Origin of the sequence: Mycobacterium sp. 3519A (assembly GCF_900240945.1) — a bacterium.
Lineage (GTDB): Bacteria > Actinomycetota > Actinomycetes > Mycobacteriales > Mycobacteriaceae > Mycobacterium.
Genome location: NZ_OESG01000014.1, coordinates 225,418 through 246,021, shown reverse-complemented (window position 1 = coordinate 246,021; position 20,604 = coordinate 225,418). Strand labels below are relative to the sequence as shown.

General features: G+C 67.6%; 23 protein-coding genes. 14 read left to right on the top strand and 9 right to left on the bottom strand.

The features are described 5' to 3' along the window. From C1A30_RS22365 to C1A30_RS22335, 7 genes are read left to right on the top strand one after another with little or no spacing between them, the layout of a single operon-like run. Positions 1 to 477 (top strand): (2Fe-2S)-binding protein, encoded by a 477-nt coding sequence (locus C1A30_RS22365; protein ID WP_101950581.1) that lies wholly within the window; start codon positions 1 to 3, stop codon positions 475 to 477. After that, positions 474 to 2,864 carry an aerobic carbon-monoxide dehydrogenase large subunit gene (locus tag C1A30_RS22360; protein WP_101950580.1) on the top strand — a complete coding sequence of 797 codons (2,391 nt, stop codon included), beginning with the start codon at positions 474 to 476 and terminating at the stop codon, positions 2,862 to 2,864. Before C1A30_RS22365 ends, C1A30_RS22360 begins: the two co-directional genes overlap by 4 nt. A gap of 10 nt (positions 2,865 to 2,874) precedes the next feature. After that, a complete protein-coding gene (locus C1A30_RS22355; RefSeq protein WP_101950579.1) occupies positions 2,875 to 3,648 on the top strand; it encodes an XdhC family protein in 774 nt (257 codons plus the stop codon). Further along, entirely contained in the window at positions 3,630 to 4,223 is a 594-nt protein-coding gene (locus C1A30_RS22350) for an NTP transferase domain-containing protein (protein ID WP_101950578.1), read from the top strand. The genes C1A30_RS22355 and C1A30_RS22350 overlap by 19 nt, the downstream gene beginning before the upstream one ends. Further along, complete coding sequence (locus C1A30_RS22345; RefSeq protein WP_101950577.1) at positions 4,220 to 5,101, top strand: MoxR family ATPase; 882 nt, start codon at positions 4,220 to 4,222, stop codon at positions 5,099 to 5,101. The genes C1A30_RS22350 and C1A30_RS22345 overlap by 4 nt, the downstream gene beginning before the upstream one ends. A gap of 13 nt (positions 5,102 to 5,114) precedes the next feature. After that, positions 5,115 to 5,744 carry an SRPBCC family protein gene (locus C1A30_RS22340; RefSeq protein ID WP_101950576.1) on the top strand — a complete coding sequence of 210 codons (630 nt, stop codon included), beginning with the start codon at positions 5,115 to 5,117 and terminating at the stop codon, positions 5,742 to 5,744. After that, positions 5,741 to 6,928, top strand: coding sequence for a VWA domain-containing protein (locus C1A30_RS22335; RefSeq protein WP_101950575.1), 1,188 nt, complete (start codon positions 5,741 to 5,743; stop codon positions 6,926 to 6,928). Before C1A30_RS22340 ends, C1A30_RS22335 begins: the two co-directional genes overlap by 4 nt. Here C1A30_RS22335 and C1A30_RS22330 read toward each other — a convergent pair. After that, positions 6,925 to 7,611, bottom strand: coding sequence for a VTT domain-containing protein (locus tag C1A30_RS22330; RefSeq protein WP_101950574.1), 687 nt, complete (start codon positions 7,609 to 7,611; stop codon positions 6,925 to 6,927). The two genes, C1A30_RS22335 and C1A30_RS22330, sit on opposite strands and share 4 nt — an antisense overlap. Positions 7,612 to 7,671: 60 nt before the next feature. Between C1A30_RS22330 and C1A30_RS22325 the strand changes: the two genes are divergently transcribed. Genes C1A30_RS22325 through C1A30_RS22315 form a run of 3 tightly spaced genes read left to right on the top strand, consistent with a single transcriptional unit; the run spans position 7,672 to position 10,073 of the window. Beyond that, positions 7,672 to 8,685, top strand: a complete 1,014-nt coding sequence (locus C1A30_RS22325; RefSeq protein WP_101950573.1) for an alcohol dehydrogenase catalytic domain-containing protein — start codon at positions 7,672 to 7,674, stop codon at positions 8,683 to 8,685. A 56-nt stretch (positions 8,686 to 8,741) separates the two neighbouring features. Then, positions 8,742 to 9,779, top strand: coding sequence for a class II fructose-bisphosphate aldolase (fbaA, locus tag C1A30_RS22320; protein ID WP_101950572.1), 1,038 nt, complete (start codon positions 8,742 to 8,744; stop codon positions 9,777 to 9,779). A 9-nt stretch (positions 9,780 to 9,788) separates the two neighbouring features. Beyond that, entirely contained in the window at positions 9,789 to 10,073 is a 285-nt protein-coding gene (locus C1A30_RS22315) for a hypothetical protein (protein ID WP_235010145.1), read from the top strand. On the opposite strand, the gene C1A30_RS22310 is transcribed toward C1A30_RS22315, so the two are convergent. Further along, on the bottom strand, positions 10,070 to 10,861 hold the full coding sequence (locus tag C1A30_RS22310) for a DUF4878 domain-containing protein (RefSeq protein ID WP_101950571.1): 792 nt from the start codon (positions 10,859 to 10,861) through the stop codon (positions 10,070 to 10,072). The genes C1A30_RS22315 and C1A30_RS22310 overlap by 4 nt on opposite strands. 61 nt (positions 10,862 to 10,922) lie before the next feature. Between C1A30_RS22310 and C1A30_RS22305 the strand changes: the two genes are divergently transcribed. Beyond that, complete coding sequence (locus C1A30_RS22305; protein WP_101950570.1) at positions 10,923 to 11,339, top strand: DUF3151 domain-containing protein; 417 nt, start codon at positions 10,923 to 10,925, stop codon at positions 11,337 to 11,339. On the opposite strand, the gene C1A30_RS22300 is transcribed toward C1A30_RS22305, so the two are convergent. The 3 genes from C1A30_RS22300 to C1A30_RS22290 all read right to left on the bottom strand — a co-directional run bounded on the left by C1A30_RS22300 (position 11,336) and on the right by C1A30_RS22290 (position 13,695). Then, positions 11,336 to 12,229, bottom strand: coding sequence for a cation diffusion facilitator family transporter (locus C1A30_RS22300; protein WP_101950569.1), 894 nt, complete (start codon positions 12,227 to 12,229; stop codon positions 11,336 to 11,338). The genes C1A30_RS22305 and C1A30_RS22300 overlap by 4 nt on opposite strands. 41 nt (positions 12,230 to 12,270) lie before the next feature. Then, on the bottom strand, positions 12,271 to 13,050 hold the full coding sequence (locus C1A30_RS22295) for a site-2 protease family protein (RefSeq protein ID WP_101950568.1): 780 nt from the start codon (positions 13,048 to 13,050) through the stop codon (positions 12,271 to 12,273). A 78-nt stretch (positions 13,051 to 13,128) separates the two neighbouring features. Then, positions 13,129 to 13,695 (bottom strand): peptidase M50, encoded by a 567-nt coding sequence (locus C1A30_RS22290; RefSeq protein WP_101952803.1) that lies wholly within the window; start codon positions 13,693 to 13,695, stop codon positions 13,129 to 13,131. Between the two features lie 81 nt (positions 13,696 to 13,776). Between C1A30_RS22290 and C1A30_RS22285 the strand changes: the two genes are divergently transcribed. From C1A30_RS22285 to C1A30_RS22275, 3 genes are read left to right on the top strand one after another with little or no spacing between them, the layout of a single operon-like run. Continuing rightward, on the top strand, positions 13,777 to 15,072 hold the full coding sequence (locus C1A30_RS22285; RefSeq protein WP_101950567.1) for an adenylosuccinate synthase: 1,296 nt from the start codon (positions 13,777 to 13,779) through the stop codon (positions 15,070 to 15,072). After that, complete coding sequence (locus C1A30_RS22280) at positions 15,069 to 15,710, top strand: PaaI family thioesterase (protein ID WP_101950566.1); 642 nt, start codon at positions 15,069 to 15,071, stop codon at positions 15,708 to 15,710. Before C1A30_RS22285 ends, C1A30_RS22280 begins: the two co-directional genes overlap by 4 nt. 18 nt (positions 15,711 to 15,728) lie before the next feature. After that, positions 15,729 to 16,376 carry a hypothetical protein gene (locus C1A30_RS22275; protein ID WP_235010143.1) on the top strand — a complete coding sequence of 216 codons (648 nt, stop codon included), beginning with the start codon at positions 15,729 to 15,731 and terminating at the stop codon, positions 16,374 to 16,376. Here the strand turns inward: C1A30_RS22275 and C1A30_RS22270 are convergent. The 4 genes from C1A30_RS22270 to C1A30_RS22255 are packed head-to-tail and all read right to left on the bottom strand — an operon-like array spanning position 16,373 to position 20,596. Continuing rightward, positions 16,373 to 16,564, bottom strand: a complete 192-nt coding sequence (locus C1A30_RS22270) for a ferredoxin (protein ID WP_101950565.1) — start codon at positions 16,562 to 16,564, stop codon at positions 16,373 to 16,375. The two genes, C1A30_RS22275 and C1A30_RS22270, sit on opposite strands and share 4 nt — an antisense overlap. Beyond that, positions 16,561 to 17,793, bottom strand: a complete 1,233-nt coding sequence (locus tag C1A30_RS22265) for a cytochrome P450 (protein ID WP_101950564.1) — start codon at positions 17,791 to 17,793, stop codon at positions 16,561 to 16,563. The genes C1A30_RS22270 and C1A30_RS22265 overlap by 4 nt, the downstream gene beginning before the upstream one ends. Positions 17,794 to 17,802: 9 nt before the next feature. Continuing rightward, a complete protein-coding gene (locus tag C1A30_RS22260; protein ID WP_101950563.1) occupies positions 17,803 to 18,609 on the bottom strand; it encodes an alpha/beta fold hydrolase in 807 nt (268 codons plus the stop codon). Further along, positions 18,557 to 20,596 (bottom strand): MMPL family transporter, encoded by a 2,040-nt coding sequence (locus tag C1A30_RS22255; RefSeq protein ID WP_101952801.1) that lies wholly within the window; start codon positions 20,594 to 20,596, stop codon positions 18,557 to 18,559. The genes C1A30_RS22260 and C1A30_RS22255 overlap by 53 nt, the downstream gene beginning before the upstream one ends. Positions 20,597 to 20,604 lie beyond the last annotated feature (8 nt).

Sequence of the window (20,604 nt, the reverse complement as noted above, 5' to 3'; positions counted from 1 at the left end):
ATGCAGGTCACCATGACGGTCAACGGTGAACCGGTCACCGCCGAGGTCGAGCCTCGCACACTGCTCGTTCACTTCCTGCGGGACCAGTTGCGGCTCACCGGAACTCACTGGGGTTGCGACACCAGCAACTGCGGCACCTGCGTCGTCGAGATGGACGGTGAACCCGTCAAGTCGTGCACGGTGCTCGCGGCGATGGCGGGCGGACACAGCATCCGCACCGTGGAAGGCCTCGAAACCGACGGCCGACTGGATCCCGTGCAGGAGGGCTTCATGCGGTGCCACGGACTGCAGTGCGGGTTCTGCACGCCGGGCATGATGATCACCGCGCGCGCACTTCTCGACCGCATACCGGATCCCGACGAGGAGACCATCCGGGAGGCCATTTCCGGGCAGATCTGCCGCTGCACGGGCTACACCACGATCGTGCGGTCCATCCAGTGGGCCGCCGAGCACGCCGACGTGGAGGCGAAGGCATGACCACCACCGAAATCCGGCCGGAAGATACCGCCGACAACGATCAGAAGCCCTGCGGACACGGTCGGATGCTGCGCAAGGAGGATCCGCGGTTCATCAGGGGACGCGGCAACTACGTCGACGACGTCGTACTGCCCGGCATGCTGCATCTGGCGATCCTGCGGTCGCCGTACGCGCACGCCCGCATCGTCGGCATCGACACCACTGCGGCACAAGCACATCCGAAGGTCAAGGCGGTGGTCACGGGTGCCGACCTCGCCGAGAAGGGCCTCGCGTGGATGCCGACGCTGTCCAACGACGTGCAGGCGGTGCTGGCCACCGACAAGGTGCGGTTCCAAGGTCAGGAGGTGGCGTTCGTGGTCGCGACCGACCGGTACGCCGCCAGGGACGCACTGGAACTTATCGACGTCGAATACGACCCGCTCGACCCGGTGATCGACGCCCGCAAGGCGCTTGACCCCGACGCCCCGGTGATCCGCACCGACCTGGACGGCAAGACGGACAACCACTGCTTCGACTGGGAGACCGGCGATGCCGCCGCCACCGAGGCGGCCTTCGCCAAGGCCGATGTCGTGGTCAAGCAGGAAATCGTCTATCCCCGAGTGCATCCCGCACCGATGGAGACCTGCGGCGCGGTGGCCGACCTCGACCCGGTGACCGGCAAGCTGACGCTCTGGTCGACCAGCCAGGCGCCGCACGCCCACCGCACGCTGTACGCGTTGGTGGCGGGCCTGCCCGAACACAAGATCAGGGTGATCTCGCCCGATATCGGCGGCGGATTCGGCAACAAGGTGCCGATCTATCCGGGCTACGTCTGCGCCATCGTCGGCTCGCTGCTGCTCGGCAAACCGGTGAAATGGATGGAGGACCGCAGCGAGAACCTGACCAGCACCGGCTTCGCCCGCGACTACATCATGGTCGGCGAGATCGCCGCCAGCAAGGACGGCAAGATCCTCGCGATCCGGTCCAACGTGCTGGCCGATCACGGCGCGTTCAACGGCACCGCAGCACCGGTGAAGTACCCGGCAGGCTTCTTCGGGGTGTTCACTGGCAGCTACGACATCGAGGCCGCCTACTGCCACATGACCGCGGTGTACACCAACAAGGCGCCGGGCGGGGTGGCCTACGCGTGCTCGTTCCGCATCACCGAAGCCGTGTACTTCGTCGAGCGACTGGTGGACTGTCTGGCGCACGAACTGCAGATGGATCCGGCGCAGCTGCGGCTGGCGAATCTGCTGAAACCCGAGCAGTTCCCGTACAAGTCGAAGACCGGCTGGGTGTACGACTCGGGTGACTACGAGAAGACCATGCGGCTGGCGATGGACATGATCGGCTACGACGCGCTGCGTGCCGAGCAGACCCAGCGGCGTGAGCGCGGCGAACTGATGGGCATCGGCATGGCGTTCTTCACCGAGGCCGTCGGCGCGGGCCCACGCAAGGACATGGACATCCTCGGGCTCGGCATGGCCGACGGCTGCGAACTGCGGGTGCATCCGACCGGCAAAGCCGTTGTGCGGCTCTCAGTTCAGACCCAGGGCCAGGGCCACGAGACGACGTTCGCCCAGATCGTCGCCGAAGAACTCGGCATCCCGCCCGACGACATCGAAGTGGTGCACGGCGACACCGATCAGACGCCGTTCGGGCTCGGAACGTACGGCAGTCGATCGACGCCCGTGTCGGGTGCGGCCGCCGCCCTGGTGGCGCGCAAGGTCCGCGACAAGGCCAAGATCATCGCCTCCGGCATGCTCGAAGCATCGGTCGCCGACCTGGAGTGGGACAAGGGCAGCTTCCACGTCAAGGGTGACCCCTCGGCCTCGGTGACCATCCAGGACATCGCGATGCGCGCACACGGCGCAGGTGATCTACCGGACGGCATCGAAGGTGGTCTCGACGCGCAAATCTGTTACAACCCCGAGAATCTCACCTATCCCTACGGCGCATACTTCTGCGTGGTCGACATCGACCCGGGGACGGCTGTGGTGAAGGTGCGCCGGTTCCTCGCGGTCGACGACTGCGGCACCAGGATCAATCCGATGATCATCGAGGGTCAGGTGCACGGCGGCATCGTCGACGGCATCGGCATGGCGCTGATGGAGATGATCGCGTTCGACGAGGAAGGCAACTGCCTCGGCGGTTCGCTGATGGACTATCTGATCCCGACCGCTGTCGAGGTGCCGAACCTGGAGACCGGTTTCACCATCACGCCGTCGCCGCATCACCCGATCGGGGCGAAGGGTATCGGCGAGTCAGCCACCGTCGGATCTCCGCCCGCGGTGGTCAACGCCGTGGTGGATGCGTTGGCGCCGTTCGGGGTTCGGCACGCCGACATGCCGCTGACGCCGTCGCGGGTGTGGGAAGCCATGCAGGGCAGAGCCACCCCGCCGATCTAGAGGAGCCTTCATGACGGTCACTGAACGGGCCCAGCAACTGCGTCGCGCACGGACGCCGTTCGTCCACGCCACCGTGGTGCGCGCGCAGCAACCGGCCTCCGCGCATGCGGGCGATCAAGCGATCCTGTTGTCCGACGGCACAATCGAGGGCTTCGTCGGTGGCCAGTGTGCGCAGAACTCGGTGCGCAAGGCGGCGCTCGGTGCGTTGCAGGCCGGGGAAAGCGTGCTGCTGCGGGTGTTGCCGGACGGCGACGTGCAGTTCCCAGAAGCGCCGGGAGCGTGCGTCGTCGTCAACCCGTGCCTGTCCGGCGGTGCGCTGGAGATCTTCCTCGATCCGCAGGTACCCGCGCCGCTGCTGCGAATCTGCGGTGCCACCCCGATAGCGCAGGCGCTTGCCGCGGCCACCGCGGCGCTGGGTTACGACGTGCACCGCGACGGCGACGGCGACATCGGCCAGGCCACCGCCGTCGTCATCGCCACCCATGGCGGCCCGGAAGCCGAGACCATCCGGGCCGCGCTCGACGCGGGCGTCGGCTACATCGGCCTGGTCGCCAGCGCGGTTCGGGGCCGGTCGATCCTGGCGGGCCTGAAGCTGACCGACGCCGAACGGCGTCGCGTGCACACCCCGGTCGGGCTGCCGATCGGTGCGAAGACGCCCGCCGAGATCGCGGTGTCGATCCTGGCCGAGGTGATCCGTGCGATACGCGTGGACGGCGTGCGCGCACCAGGGCGTACGGCCACCGCATCCGCCCCGAGGGAAGAAGCATGCCATCCTCACGCGTGACCGGTGTGGTGCTGGCGGCGGGCGGCTCACGCCGGCTTGGCACGCCAAAACAGTTGCTGCCGCTTGGCGATACGACGTTGCTGGGCGCCACGTTGGAGATGGCCCGCAATTGCCCGTTCGACCAGCTCATCGTCACTCTCGGTGCGGTGGCCGACGAGGTGAGGCGGGCCGTGGCGCTGGATGGGCTGGACATCGTGCTCGCCGACGATCCGGGTTCGGGCTGCTCCTCGTCGCTGCAAACGGCGTTGGGGTGGGTCGATCAACGCGCCGACGGTGTGGTGCTGATGCTGGGCGATCAGCCGGGCGTGACATGCTCGACGGTGACGAAGTTGATCGCGTCGGCGCGTGAGGACGCACTGGCGGTGTGCGAATACATTGACGGTGTCGGCCATCCGTTCTGGCTGGGCCGCAAAGTGTTCGGCGAGTTGGAGAAACTGCATGGCGACAAGGGTGTGTGGCGGCTGATGGAATCCGGCCGCTACGGAGCGCGACGCGTGCCGATCGACGCCGCGGTCCCGCTGGACGTGGACACCTGGGACGACTACCGCCGGCTTTGCGAATCGCTGACGCGATGACGCTGTTCCGCGATGTCGACGAGGTGATCGGCCGATTCGATGCCCACGACTTCCTGCTCGACACCGGCACCGCCTCGGCGATCTACCTCGCGGTCATCCTCGGTCGACCGCTGCTGTTGGAGGGCGAGCCGGGAGTTGGCAAGACCACCGCGGCCAAAACCCTTGCCGCCGTGCTGGATGCTCCGTTTCTCCGGTTGCAGTGCTACGAGGGGTTGACGGCCAGCGAAGCGATCTACGACTGGAACTACCAACGTCAACTGCTCAGCATCCGGCTCGCCGAAGCGCGCCACACGGCGATCGAGGAAAGCGACCTGTACACCGAGGCCTACCTGGTCGACCGGCCGATCCTGCAATGCGTGCGTTACCGTGGCCCCGGCGTCCCGGTGCTGTTGATCGACGAAATCGACCGCGCCGACGACGAATTCGAGGCGCTGCTGTTGGAGTTCCTCGGCGAGGCGGCGGTGACGGTTCCCGAACTCGGGACCTACGTCGCGGTGCGCCCACCCATCGTCGTGCTCACCTCCAACCGCAGCCGCGATCTGCACGACGCGCTACGGCGACGCTGCCTCTACCACTGGATCGAGTATCCGGAGCCTGCCAGGGCGGCCGCGATCGTGCGCAGGACGGTGCCGGGCGCGGCCGCTGCGCTGATCCAGCACGCCGCCCAGTTCGTCAGCGAGACAAGGACTCTCGACCTGGACAAGCCGCCGGGGGTGGCCGAGACCATCGACTGGGTGGCCGCCCTGGTGGCGCTCGGGGTGACCGATCTGATCGCCACCGACATCGCACTGGGATCGACCAGCCTCGGCGCGCTGGCCAAGACCCCCGACGACCACGCATTGATCAGCGAAGCGTTCGCAACCTACAGCAGCCAATGAGAGGAATCGCTCGATGAAGATCGAAAACGAGTTCACCGTCAGTGTCCCCATCGAGGACGCTTGGGATGTCCTCACCGATCTCGAACAAGTGATCCCGCTGATGCCGGGGGCGCAGATGACGGGCCGTGACGGCGACGACGTGCTCGGCAAGGTGAAGGTCAAGGTGGGCCCGGTGACCAGCGAGTTCAGCGGCAAGGTCCACTTCGTCGAGCAGGACCGCGAGCAGCACCGTGCGGTCATCGACGGTAAGGGCAAGGAGGCGCGCGGCACCGGCAACGCCGCAGCGACCGTCACGGCCCAACTGCACGACGAGGGTAACCACACCCGCGTCACCGTCGACACCGACCTCAAGGTGGTCGGCAAGCTCGCTCAGTTCGGAAGCGGTATGTTGCAACAGGTTTCGGAGAAGCTGCTGGGCCAGTTCGTCGAATCGCTGGAGGCGAAGCTGGCCGAAGACAAGGCGCCCGCCGCCGCCCCCGAGGTCAACGCACCGGCCCAGCCCGCGAGTCAGCCCGCCGCCGAGCCCATCGACCTGATCCAACTCGCCGGCGGCGACGCGCTGAAGCGATACACACCGCTGGTGGTGGCCGCCCTCGCGTTGGCCGTCATCGTGTTGGTGCTGGGCAGGCGCCGCAAGCGATGACCACGCCGCTGCTGCTGCGGGGCGTCGACATCGCCGCCTTCGCCGTCGCCCTCGTGCAGCGGCTGCACCGCAATTCAGTAGCGGTATCACCAAGCGGTCCAACCGCATTCGTCGACGTACTGCGCCGGCAATGGCCGCGCACCCGGACACAGCTGTACTGGCACGCGCGGCTGACGCTGGTGAACCGCGTCGAGGACCTGGCCGCGTTCGACGCGGTGTTCGAGGCCGTGTTCGCCGATGCGGTGCTCGGTGTCGACCCGCCCGGGCTGAAGCGCAGCCTCGGCACCACGGCCGCAGCCGACGCGGGCGTGCCCGGTCGCGAGAACCCGGTCGCCGAAGGGAATCTGCCGTGGAGCACGCTGCCCGCGTCGGTGACGGCATCCGACACCCACGAGACCGAGGTGGGCATCCCCGACACGCTGCCAAGCCGCTTCGTCGCGCGGGTCGACGAACCGTTCGACCGGTTCGACGCGGCCGACCTGCGTCAGCTCGGCGACTGGCTGGAACGGGCGGCAAACAGTTGGCCGCAGCGCCGCAGCCTTCGTCGCGAACCGCATCAGCACGGCAAGCGCATCGACATGCGCGAGACGTTGAAAGCCTCACGCACCACGGGCTGGGAGCCGATGCGGCTGGCCCGTACCCGCGCCCGGCGCCACCCCCGTCGAATCGTGATGGCGTGTGACGTCAGCCAGTCGATGCGCCAGTACGCCACCGTGTATCTGCATCTGATGCGGGCAGCGGCGCTGCGGCAGAAGGGGATTCGTCCGGAGGTCTTCGCGTTCTCGACGTCGCTGACACGATTGACCGCGGCGCTGGCGAATCGGTCGGCCGAGGTGGCGTTGGCCAAGGCCAACGCGAAGGTCACCGACCGCTACGGCGGCACGCATCTGGGGCGCTGTGTCGCCGATCTGGTCGGCGGCTCGCACGGCAACGCGCTACGCGGCGCGGTGGTGATCATCGCCTCCGACGGCTGGGACAGCGACCCGCCGGAGATCCTCGAGCACGCGCTGGCCCGGGTGCGTCGGCGCGCTCACAAGCTGGTGTGGCTCAACCCGCGCGCCGCGCAACCGGAGTTTCGGCCGCTGGCCGCGTCGATGGCCGCGGCGCTGCCGTACTGCGACCTGTTGCTGCCCGCGCATTCCGTCACCGGACTACGTGAGCTGTTCACCGCGTTGACCGACTAGGCCTCCGGCGCGGGTTCACCCGCCCGCTTGGCTGCCCGGCGCCGCTTGTACCACTCGATGATCATCGGCGTCACGGACGCGACTGCGATCAGGATGAAGATCGGCTCGAGCAGCTTCTGGATGATGTCGAACTGACCGAGCCCGTATCCGAGCAGGGTCAGGCCGATACCCCAGACCACCGCGCCGATGACGTTGAACAACGTGAACGTGGCGTACCCCATCCTGGCGGCGCCCGCGGTGATGGGTGCCAGCGTCCGCACGATCGGCACGAACCTGGCGATCACGATCGCGAACGGCCCGCGCTGTTCGAAGAACGCATGCGCCTCGTCCAGATAGCGCTGCTTGAGAATGCGCGCGTTGGGCTTGAACATGTGGGTGCCCACGTACCGGCCGATGAAGTAGCCCACCTGTCCACCGAGGATGGCGGCGATCGGGATGAAAACCAGTAGCTGCCACAGCGTGAAGTTGGCCTGACCGGCGGCGGCCGTGCCTGCGGCGAGCATTCCCGCGACGAACAGCAGCGTGTCGCCTGGCAACACCGGGAACAGCACGCCGGATTCGACGAAGATGACGACCAGCAGGCCGACCAGCGCCCACGTGCCGAAGTAGCCGATGAGCTTGATCGGATCCAGGAAGTCCGGCATCAGCGCCAGCTGGTCCGCAGCCGCCAGGTGAAGGTTCATAGGCCCCCCAAGATACCGGCGACGCCCTGACCGGACGCTGTGCCGGGGCTAGGGTCGGCTATGGCCACTCACAAAGCTGTCCACGTGGCGTCGGCGAACGCGCCGCTGACCCTCGTCGACGTCGAGACGCCCGCTCCCGGCCCAGGCCGTGTCCGCATCGCCGTCGCCGCGTGCGGGGTGTGCGGAACAGACCACGGTTTCGTCGCCGGCGGCTTTCCCGACATCAGCTGGCCGCTGACACCTGGCCACGAGATTGCGGGCACCATCGCGGAACTGGGCGACGGTGTCGAGGGGTTCGCCGTCGGCGACCGGGTGGCCGTCGGCTGGTTCGGCGGCAACTGCAACCGCTGCATCCCCTGCCGCCAGGGCAAATTCATGCAGTGCGTGAACGGGGAGGTGCCGAGTTGGCACTATCCGGGCGGTTACGCGGAGTCGGTGGTCGCACCCGCCACCGCGCTGGCGCGGATCCCCGACGAGTTGTCGTTCGCTGAGGCCGCGCCGATGGGTTGTGCGGGGGTGACGACGTACAACGCGCTGCGACGGACCAAGGCCGTCGCGGGCGACCGCGTCGCGGTGCTCGGCGTCGGCGGGCTTGGGCATCTCGGCGTGCAGTGGGCCAGGGCCATGGGGTTCGAGACCATCGCGATCGCCCGCGGCGCCGACAAGGAAGCCAACGCCCGCGAACTGGGCGCACACCATTACGTCGATTCCCGCGCCGTCGACGTCGCCGAGGCGTTGGTCGACCTCGGTGGCGCCGCGGTGGTGCTCGCGACGGCCGCCAACTCCGAAGCGATGGCGCAGACGGTCGGCGGCCTGGCCCCCGAGGGTGAACTGGTCATCGTCGGCGTCACCGCGGACCCGCTGCCGATCTCACCGATGCAGCTGATCGCCCCCGGCGTTTCGGTACAGGGCCATCCGTCCGGCACGTCCCGCGATGTCGAGGAGACCATGGCTTTCGCGGTGCTGAGCGGGGTGCGCGCGTGGATCGAGGAGCGGCCGCTGGCCGAGGCCGTTGACGCGTACGCGGCGATGGAGGAGGGTCGCGCGCGCTATCGCATGGTGCTGACGATGTGAGTCGGCCTCGTTCTTGAGATACTTCAGTGAATCTGTCGCAGCCGGGAGGAACTGATATGCCCATCGCAACGCCCGAGGTGTACGCGGAGATGCTGGGTCGAGCCAAGGAACACTCGTTCGCGTTCCCGGCGATCAACTGCACGTCGTCGGAGACCATCAACGCCGCGCTCAAGGGGTTCGCCGATGCCGGCAGCGACGGCATCATCCAATTCTCTACTGGCGGAGCCGAATTCGGCTCCGGGTTGGGTATCAAGGACATGGTGACCGGTGCCGTCGCGCTTGCCGAGTTCGCGCACGTCGTCGCCGACAAATACCCAATCACCGTCGCCCTGCACACCGACCACTGCCCGAAGGACAAGCTGGACAGCTACGTCAAGCCGCTGCTGGCGATTTCGCAGCAGCGGGTGTCCGAGGGTCGCAACCCGCTGTTCCAGTCGCACATGTGGGACGGGTCTGCGGTGCCTATCGACGAAAATCTCGACATCGCCCGCGAACTGCTCAAGGAGGCGTCGGCAGCGCGGATCATCCTCGAGATCGAAATCGGTGTGGTCGGTGGCGAAGAGGACGGCGTCGCTCACGAGATCAACGACAAGCTGTACACCACGCCCGAGGATTTCGAGAAGACCATCGACGCGCTGGGCACCGGCGAGCACGGTAAGTATCTGCTGGCCGCGACGTTCGGCAACGTGCACGGTGTCTACAAACCGGGCAACGTCAAACTGCGTCCCGACATCCTCGAGCAGGGCCAGCAGGTCGCCGCGGCCAAGCTCGGATTGGCCGAGGGCGCAAAGCCTTTCGACTTCGTATTCCACGGCGGATCCGGATCGCTTAAGTCGGAGATCGAGGACTCGCTCAAATACGGCGTGGTGAAGATGAACGTCGACACCGACACCCAATACGCGTTCACCCGTCCGATCGCGGGCCACATGTTCAGCAACTACGACGGTGTGCTGAAGATCGACGGCGAGGTCGGCAACAAGAAGGTCTACGATCCGCGCAGCTACCTGAAGAAAGCCGAGGCGTCGATGAGTGAGCGGGTGGTGGAGGCGTGCAATGACCTTCACAGTGCCGGCCGGTCGGTTTCGGCGGGTTAGGCTGTCACCGTGAAGCGGAAAATCCTGATCGCCTGCGCCACGGCCGCGACCGCCATGGGAACCATCGCGGTGGCCGCGCCGGCATCGGCCAACACCTGCCCGTGGGGCACGGTTCCTCGCTTCGACGGGGTGTGCACGCAGGGGCAGTCAGGTGGCGGCCCGCCCGCAGGCATCACCGTTCCCCAGCAGGGCGCCGACATCGTCAGCCAGCCGGGTCAGTTCGCGCAGGTGAACGGAATCCCGTGCACGCAGGAGCACTTCGCCACCTGCTACGCGATGTCGCAGCAGCCCTAACTGGCTGTCTGACAGATCTTCCACTGGTCGTCGCGGAACTGTAGATCGAAGCTGCGCGTCGACCGGGTCTGCGGCGCATACGCCATGAACGTGGTGACGTTGGCCTCGGCGTGATCGCCGTTGACCACCACCTGGTCGATGCTGGCCACCACCGGATACTGCTTGGCCGCCGCCACCCGGGAATGGGTTTCCTTCCACGCCGCCTCGTTGTAGTTGACGTAGCTGTCGCGGGTGCTGCCGCAGGTGATGCTGCGCAGTGTGGCCAAATCGCCGCTCTGCACCGCGGCGTCGAAGTTCTGGATGGTGCTGCGGACCTTGTCCTCTTCGGACGCTTTCGGTGTCTTGTCTCTGGTCAGCAGCACCGTGCCGAGGATGGCGACGGCGACCAACGCCGCGATGACCAACACCAGCGCGATCACCCAGCCCCAGCTGCGCCGGACGCGTGCCGGCTTGGGCGCGTCGTCGCGCGGCGGAATATGCTGCGGTGCAACTGGTTTCGATTGCCCCATGGCTTGCGCCGGTAGCGGCGGCATCACCTCGGTGGCCGGGTCGGCGGGGGTGTCGATGCGCTGCGTCGAGCCGTCGAAGCCTGAGGGCGCGGTGAACCGCCGCTCGGCAGGCTGGTCCGTCTCGTCGGCGGGCAGTTGCGCCTGGGCCTCCGGCGACAGCAGGATCTCGGTGGCGGGCTCATGCTGCGGATCGGTCACCGCCTCAGCGGGCTCGGTCTCGGCCGTCTCCTCGACATCGGCGGCGTCATCCGGCTGCTGCGGCCCTGATGGGTTCGACATCCCTGCTGCGGTCCCCTCCCTGGTGCGAACTACCGGTGCAGCTTATCGGCACAATGAGGCCATGACGCGCATGGGAGATCTCCTCGGACCCGATCCGGTACTGCTACCTGGCGACCCCGCGGCGGAGGCCGAACTGGCCGCCGCCGAGAATCCGGCGATCGTCGCGGCCGCGCATCCGTCCGCGTCGGTGGCGTGGGCTGCGCTCGCGGAGGACGCGCTCGCCGACGACAAGGCCATCACGGCCTACGCGTACGCCCGCACCGGGTATCACCGCGGCCTCGATCAGCTGCGCCGCAACGGCTGGAAGGGTTTCGGCCCGGTGCCCTACCGCCACGAGCCCAACCGCGGGTTCCTGCGGTGTGTGGCTGCGCTAGCGCGGGCCGCCGAGTCGATCGGTGAGACCGACGAATATCAGCGTTGCCTGGATCTGCTCGACGACTGCGACCCCGAGGCGAGGGTCGAGCTGGGGTTGGGCTAACGCTCGGCTTCGCACTCGCAGTCGGCTGCCGCATCGGGCGGCTCCACCTGGACCGTCGCGTGGTCCAGCCCGCGCGCGCTGAGCACCGCGCGCGCGTCGTCGAGCACCCGCGCCGAGTCGCGGCTGCTGGTCAGGTGCGCGGTGACCATGTCCTTACCCGGCACCAGCGTCCACACGTGCAGGTCGTGCACCTCGGTCACGCCCTCGACGGCGCACAGCGCGCTGCGCAGTTCGTCGACGTCGATGTGGGTCGGTGAGGACTCCGAAAGGATCCGCAGTGCGGCGCGGGCCAGCGAGATGGCGCGGGGCAGCACCCACAACGCGACCAGCACCGCGACCACCACGTCGGCGTAGGGCCAGCCCGTAGTGACCGTGACGATGCCCGCGATCAACACGCCGATGCTGCCGACGGTGTCGGCCACCACCTCCATGTAGGCGCCCCGCACGGCGAGGCTGTCCTTGGAGTGTGAGCGCAGCAGCAGCACCACGGCCGCGTTGGCCACCAGCCCGGCCAGCGCGACGACGATCATCGGCACGCCGGGGACGTCGGGCGCGTCGCCGAGTCGCTCGATGGCCTCGACCAGGATGAACGCCGCAACCCCGAGCAGCAACACCGCGTTGGCGACGGCGGTGAACACCTCCGCGCGGTGCCAGCCGTACGTGCGGGCCGGCGACGCGCTGCCGTGCCGGGCGAGCAGTACCGCGGTCAGGCCCATGAACATCGCGACGAGGTCGGTCAGCATGTGCCCGGCGTCGGAGAGCAGCGCCAGCGAATTGATCACCAGCGCCGTCGTCAACTCGAGGACGAAGAAGGCCGTCAGGATCCCGGCGGCGATGACCATCCTGCTGACTCGGGCATCCGGGTGGCTGTGATCGTGTCCGGCGCCCATGCCAGCAATCTATGCGCCATCACGCATATGTCGCAAGGTGCTCAGACCCAGGCGGACCAGAACCGCGTCAGGTCCATGCCCCACCCAATCAGTCCCTGCGGCACACCGGACGCGTCGAAGAACCACAGCACGATCCCGAAGAACCAGCGGTTGACCTGCGGGGTGAACAGCAACAGCAGCAGCACGAAGAACGCCCAGCCCTTCGCGGGCTCCAGCATGCGCTGGGTCTGCGGGCTCAGATGCGGTTCCAGCGCGCTGTACCCGTCGAGGCCGGGCACCGGCAGGATGTTCAGCACGAACGCGGTCACCTGCAGGAAACCCTGGAACGCCATCGCGGCCCAGAACACCAGGTGCTCGGGATCCCACATCAGGCGGGTGATCACCAGCAGCACGATCGCGAACATCAGGTTGGTGGCCGGGCCGGCCAGGCTCACCAGCGTCTTCTGCCGGGTGGTCATCCACGACGTGCGCACGTACACCGCACCGCCGGGCAGGCCGATGCCGCCCAGCGCGATGAACAGCGCGGGCAGGCCGAGCGAGAGCAGCGGGTGGGTGTACTTCAGCGGGTTGAGCGTCAGGTAGCCGCGCGACTCGACACCGCGATCACCGAACCGCCACGCGGTGTAGGCGTGGGCGAATTCGTGTACGCACAGCGTCACCAGGAAGCCCGCGATCACGAAGATGAACACGCCGACGTACGCCAGCGGCCGCCGGGCGTCGGCGGCCACCCAGGCCAGCACCGCGCCGACGACCGCGAGCGCCACGATGGCCAGGAAGATCGGGCTTGGCCGCACCGATTGATGCAGCGGGCGGATGGTCACGTCACGAAGCTACCTGCGAAGTTTGCGTCAAGGGTCCCCTAAAGGCCGGAATCACAGCCCGTGGCGCAACATCGCGAGTCAGCCGACCCGCAGCCAGCCCTCGGTGTGCCGGTAGAACGTCGAGCGCCTGACCGGTTTCGCGGCGGGCACGCCGTCGCGGATCACCGTCGCCCCGTGGGTGCCGAGTTGGGCGGCGCGGCCGCTGATCCACCGGCGCCTGCCCCTGCCGATGACGGCCGCCCGCAGGCCGGGCATCGACAGCGTCGGCTCGATGCGCACACCGCTGACCTCACCGTCGAACAGCACGGTGTCGTCGACGACGGCTTCGCCATGGAGCGGATCGCCGCGCCACTCGGCGGCGCCGACGATGACGGTGCCGGTGTCGTCGCGGATCAACGGAACCCGGTGCGCCTGACCGTCGCGTATCCGCCGCGCCTGCCACGCCCTGCGGACGTGGCCCACCTCGACGTCGAGCCGGTCGGCCTTGAGCAGGCGGGTCAGGACGGCCGCGACGTCGGCATGCGGGCCGACGACGATCACCCTGCGGCAGTCGGCGACCTCGTCGATGCCGACCTCGGTAAGGCCGCGCAGCGCACGGGGGAGTCGGCGGCCGGACCGCAACACCACAACATCGGTTGTGGTCAACGGCACTCCTCGAAGTCGGCTGGGATAAGGTGTGTCACCGGCTGCCACAGTTTTGAGGCAGATAAAGCGGGAGACTATGCCATGCCGGCAATCGTGCTCATCGGCGCCCAATGGGGGGACGAGGGCAAAGGAAAGGCGACCGACCTGCTCGGTGGCCGTGTCCAATGGGTCGTTCGTTACCAGGGCGGTAACAACGCGGGCCACACCGTGGTGCTGCCGAGCGGAGAGAACTTCGCCCTGCACCTGATTCCGTCGGGGATCCTCACGCCGGGCGTCACGAACGTCATCGGCAATGGTGTGGTCGTCGACCCTGGTGTGCTGCTCGACGAGCTCAAGGGACTGCAGGATCGCGGCGTCGACACCGAGCGGCTGCTGATCTCGGCCGACGCGCACCTGCTGATGCCGTACCACGTCGCGATCGACAAGGTGGTCGAGCGGTATGCGGGCAGCAAGAAGATCGGCACCACCGGCCGTGGCATCGGGCCGTGCTATCAAGACAAGATCGCGCGCATCGGCATTCGAGTCGCCGACGTCCTCGACGAGGCGCAGCTCGCCGAAAAGATCGAGGCCGCACTGGAATTCAAGAACCAGGTGCTGGTCAAGATCTACAACCGCAAGGCGCTGGAGGCCGCCGAGGTGGTGGAGAACCTGTTGGCTCAGGCCGAGGGGTTCAAGCACCGCATCGCCGATGCCCGCCTGCTGCTGAACACCGCGCTCGAGAACGGCGAGACGGTGCTGCTGGAAGGGTCGCAGGGCACGCTGCTCGATGTCGACCACGGCACGTATCCCTTTGTCACGTCGTCGAATCCGACCGCAGGCGGCGCCGCGGTGGGTTCAGGCATCGGGCCGACGCGAATCACCACCGTGCTCGGCATCCTGAAGGCATACACCACGCGGGTGGGGTCTGGTCCGTTCCCGACCGAGTTGTTCGACGAAAAGGGCGAGTATCTGTCCAAGACGGGCGGCGAATTCGGCGTGACGACCGGCAGGCGCCGTCGCTGCGGATGGTTCGACGCGGTCATCGCCCGCTACGCCACCCGGGTGAACGGCATCACCGACTACTTCCTGACCAAGCTCGACGTGTTGTCCAGCCTGGAGACGGTGCCGATCTGCGTCGGCTACACGGTGGACGGCAAGCGCACCGACGAGATGCCGATGACGCAGAGCGACATCGCCCGCGCCGAACCGGTTTACGAGGAGTTGTCGGGCTGGTGGGAGGACATCTCCGACGCTCGCGAATTCAACGACCTCCCTGCGAAGGCCCGCGACTATGTGTTGCGGCTGGAAGAACTTGCCGGAGCACATGTTTCGTGCATCGGTGTCGGGCCGGGACGTGAGCAGACCATCGTGCGGCGCGACATTCTGGCGGCGCGGTGAGTTCCGCAGACGACCCGCATCTGGCCGACCCTGACTACGACAAGCACGGCGGGTTCCCGAATTTCGAAGCAGCCGAGCCGGGTCCGGGTTTCGGGCGGTTTCTCGCCGCGATGCGCAGGGCGCAGGATCTCGCGGTGTCGGCGGACCCCGACAGTGACACGTGGGAACTGGCCGCCGACCGCGCCGAAGAACTGGTGAAGCTGCTCGACCCGTTCGAGGCGCCCGAGGGCGTCGGCCCGGCCAACCGGGTGCCCTCGCTGCCGGGCGCGGGCAGTCTGCTGATGCCGCCGTACCGGGTGACGAAGTTCGAACCCGACGGCGTCGAGTTGAGCGTGCAGTTCAGCCGGTTCTCGGTCGGCGGGAACTACGCGGTGCACGGCGGTGTGCTGCCGCTGTTGTTCGATTCGGTGTTCGGCATGGTGATCCACGCGGCGGGCCGCCCGATCAGCCGCACCGCGTTCCTGCACGTCGACTACCGCAAGGTGACGCCGATAGACACCCCGCTGACCGCACGCGGCTGGGTCCGAGAAACCGAGGGCCGCAAGGCATTCGTCAACGCGGCACTGTACGACCCGGAGGAGAACCTGCTCGCCGAGGCGAACGGGTTGATGATCAGATTGCTGCCAGGGCAGCCATAGCCGTGTCACCATAACGGCGTGAGGAGTCCGACCGGCCTGCGCAGGTTGTCCACCCCACGGGCAGCGGCCGTCGCCGGGGTGTTGTTCGCGCTGCTGTTCGGCGGTTCGCTGGTGCTCATCCGGCTTGCGCTACCGGAGGGTGAGCAACCGGGGGCGCAGTGGCTGCAGACGGGCAGCACGAATTTGAAGATCGCCGCGACGATCATGCCGTTCGCGGCGATCGCGTTCCTGTGGTTCATGGGCGTGGTGCGTGACGGGCTCGGCCGTTACGAAGACAAGTTCTTCTCGACCGTGTTCATCGGCAGTGGGCTGTTGTTCATCGCGATGATGTTCGTCGCTGCAGGGGTTGGTGCGGGCCTAGAGCGCAGCCACGCGGCCGGCGATCCTGGCGTGGCCGCGTCCGGCCAGATGGTGCTGCTGACGGTGTCGAAGACGTATGCGTTGCGGATGGCGGCGGTGTTCATGATCTCGCTGGCCACCATCTGGCTCAAGACAGGGCTGATGCCACGCTGGCTGGTCATCACGAGTTACCTTGCCGCCGTTGGCCTTTTGATCGCCAGCGACATCACGATGTGGTTGGTGCTTGCCTTCCCGGTGTGGGTGCTGGTGGTCAGCCTGCTGCTACTGGCGCGCGCCGGTGTGCTCGATTTGGACGGCCACGACTAGTCCGCCACCTGCAGCGCTTGTGACGGACAGAGCCGGACCGCCTCGCGGACGTTGTCTTCTTCGCCGGCCGGTACCTCGTCGACCAGCACCACCACGATGCCGTCGTCATCCTGATCGAAGACGGCGCTCGCGGCCATCACACAGTTTCCAGCGCTGATACAGACATTCCTGTCAGCTAGCACCTTCACCAGCCCACCTCCAGCGATTTCAGGCCGTAGATGAAGTGAAACGAGCGGAACGGCACCTCGGCGAAGTCTTCGGCCAACGCCAGCGACGGGAACCGGCGCAGCAACGCGGGAAACGCGATGCGCATCTCCATGCGCGCCAGCGGGGCGCCGAGGCAGTGGTGCACACCGTGGCCGAACGCCAGGTGTCCCGGTGCGCCGCGGGCGATGTCGAGCACCTCCGGTATATCGATGAAGTCCGGATCGCGGTTGCCCGACGGCAGTGACACGAACACCAATTCGCCCGCCGGAATGGGTACACCGGCGATCTCGACGTCGGTGGTGGTGATCCGCGGAATCGCGCTGTGCACGATCGACAGCCAGCGCAGCAGTTCCTCGATCGCAGGTCCGACCGCGTCCGGGTCGTCGCGCACGGCGGCCAATTGATCGGGATGCCGCAGCAGCGCCAGCGTGCCGAGACCGAGCATGTTCGACGTGGTCTCGTGTCCGGCGAGCAGCAACAGGCTTGCGATGCCGATGAGTTCGTCGTCGGTCAACTCGTCGCCGTGCTCACGCACCAGCATGCCGAGGATGTCGTCGCCGGGTGCCCGCCGGGCCCGGCCGACCAGCGACCCCATGTACTCGCGGCCGCGGCGCACGAGTTCGAGGCGTTCGGCGATCGGGATGGACAGGTCGAGTTGGCGGGCGCTGCGGCGCTGGAAGTCGTCGCGGTCGTCGTACGGCACCCCGAGCAGCTCGCAGATCACCAGCGAGGGGATGGGTAACGCGAAGTTGGCGACCAAATCCACTGGCGGACCGGCGTTCTCCATGACGTCGAGCTGCGCGTCGACGATTTCTGCGATGCGCGGCTCGAGCCGCTTCATCCGGCGGATGGTGAACTCGGAGGTGAGCATGCGGCGCAGCCGCTGGTGTTCGGGCGGGTCGAGGCTCAGCAGGTTGCCCGCCCGCGAGCTGGCCTGCTCCTCCTCTGACACCGGTGGCGCGCCGGGGATGACGAAGCCTGGCGGCCGACCGTTGGAGAACCGCTCGTGATCCGACAGCACCGCCTTGATGTCCTCGTGCCGGGTGACGAGGTAGATCGTCATGCCGAACGAGTTGGTGGCCGTGCGCACACCGGTGCTCTCGCGGATCTCGCCCAGGGCGGGCGTCGGATCGAAGCCGACCCGCCGCATGTGCAGGGGCGGCAGTTCGGGTGCTTCGCCGTCGCGGAGCGCGGCATCGGAAGAAGCCATGTAACGACGCTACCCGCCTGCGAGGAACTCCTCGATCAGCTTGTTGACCCGCACGGGGTCTTCCCGTGCGGCCAGATGTGCAACGCCGTCCAGCACCTCGACCGCCGCGCCAGGGATGGCCTCGGCCATCGCCGTCGTCTCCGCTACCGGGAACACCGCGTCCTCGGCCCCGGCGACCACCAGCACCGGCGTCTTCACCCGGGCCAGCAGCGCCCGCTGATCCGGCCGCCGCGGCACCACGCTGCGCACCGCCCAGCTACCCGACTTGAAGTCCACCCGCTGCACCGAGTCGCGCACGAATTCGACGACATCTCCTCGAGTGCGAAATGTCGTCGGGCCGAGGAACGCCTTGAGCACCGAGCGGGTCAGCGGCGGCCGGATCCCGCCGAGGACACGGCCCATCTGCAGCAGCAAGCCGTATTCCATCTTCTGCGCGAAGCCGGCGGCCGACCCGGTGCAGTTCATCAGCACCGCGCTGCCGATCCGCTCGGGATAGGTGGCCGCGAACGTTCCGCCGATCATGCCGCCCCACGAATTGCCGACCAGATGCGTGCGGTCGAGGCCGAGGTCGTCGAGGATGTCGACGATGCAGCGCGCGCATTGATCGAAAGTGAATGCCGCCGTGAGCTTCTGGCTTTTACCGAAGCCCGGCGGGTCGACCAGGATCACCTGGTGGTCGGCGCCGAAGTGATCGGCTTGGGCCGCCCACAAGTCGCCCGTCATCAGCAGGCTGGGCCAGAACATGATCGGCTCACCGCTGCCGCTAGTGCGGATGTGCACCTTCCCCAGCACGGTGTCGACCTCGCGCGTGTCCATCGTTGGCACCGTAGTCTCCGCGCAGTGCAGGCCACCAGACGCGGGGACCGATCAACGTGAACAGCGCGGGGATGATCACGGTGCGGACGACGAACGTGTCCAGCAGGATGCCGAGGCCGACGATGATGCCGACCTGGGTGAGCACGATCAGCGGGAGCACACCGAGCACACAGAACACCGCGGCGAGCACGATGCCCGCGCTGGTGATCACCGCACCGGTGGCAGATACCGCACGCACGATGCCGCCCCGGGTGCCGTGTTCAGGTGTCTCCTCGCGAGCCCTGGTGATCAGGAAGATCGTGTAGTCCACGCCGAGCGCCACCAGAAACAGGAACGCGAACAGCGGCGCGGTGTTGTCCAACGCGGGGAACCCGAACACGTGCACGCTGGCCCAGCCGCCGAGGCCGAGTGCGGCGAGCGCGCTCAACACCGTCACCGCGACCAGGATCAGCGGCGCCAACGCCGAGCGCAGCAGCACGTAGAGCACGATCAACACCACCACCAGGATCAGCGGGATGATGACGATCCTGTCCCGTGCGGCCGCGGCGCTTGCGTCTCTGGCCTGCGCGTCGGATCCGCCGACAAGCACGTTCGCGTCGACCGTATGCATCGAATCACGCAGCGTGTCAATGGTTTTGAACGCCTCGGCCGACGCAGGCTCGGCATCCAGCACCACAGACCATTGGCTCAGCCCGCCCGGTGACTGCCCCGCAGGCGTGGCCGATACGACTCCCGGCGTGTCGGTGATCGTGCGCTGGATGTCGGCCGCGCGGGCGGTCGGACCGATGACGCGGGTGGGGTCGGTCAGCCCGCTGGGAAAGTGCGCGGCCAGCGTCTGGTAGCCGCTGACCGATTCGGCCTTCACCCGGAACTGTTCGGTCTGCGACAAGCCCGTCGGCGTGGTGAGCAGGCCGGTGGCGAGCACCGCCAGTGCCGCGATCGCCACGGTCGCGACGACGGCGGGTCGCCACGCCACCGCGTCGGCGATGCGGTGCCAGACACCGGTTTCGGTGAGCGCGCTCGATCCGACGCGCGGAATGAACGGCCAGAACAACCGCTTGCCGAACAAGCCGAGCAGCGGCGGAAGCACCACCAGCACATAGACGGCAGCGACCACCAGGCCCGCCGCCGCCTGCACACCGAGGCTGCGGGTGCTCGGCGACGAGGCGAACAACAAAGTGAGCAGGGCAAGGACCACCGTCGCGTTGCTCGCGATGATCGCAGGCCCGGCCCGGCGCACCGCCACCGAGAGCGCCGACCGGTGATTGTCGGTGCGCCCCAACTCTTCTCGATAGCGCGAGATGAGCAGCAGCGCGTAATTGGTGCCCGCGCCGAACACCAGCACACTGGTGATGCCGGACGTCGACCCGTCGGGCTGCATGCCCACCGCGTCGGCAATCGCGGTGCCGACCACCGCAGCGACGCGGTCGGCCAGGCCGATCACCGCAAGCGGCACCAGCCACAACACCGGCGAGCGGTAGGTGACGATCAGCAGCAGCGCGACCACGGCCGCCGTCACCGCCAGCAGCGTGACGTTGGCGCCGGAGAACGAATTCGCGATGTCCGCGCCGAACGCCGGTCCGCCTGTCACCTCGACGCGCAGATCGGCAGGCACGTCACGAGACACTTTGTCCCGCACCGACTCCACCGCATCGTTGAGCGCGAACCCGGACAGTTTCGTGTCCATCGGAATGGCGGTCAGCGCGGCCATGCCGTCCTCGGACACCTGCAGCGGGCCCTGCTTGACCGCTGCCAGATCGGCCTGGCTCAGCGGCGCACCGTCGCGACGGCTGACGACGACGATCGCAGGCGCCTTGTCGCCGCCGGGGAATTCAGCGCGCAGCGCATCGGCACGTGTGGACTCGGCGCTGGCGGGTACTCCCACCGGTGACTGCTGGTCGGAGTCGCCGCCGCCGAGCAGGGCCATCAAGACGCCGGACACCGCCACGACGAGGAGTGCCCATATCCAGGACAAGCGGTGCGACAGGGACATGG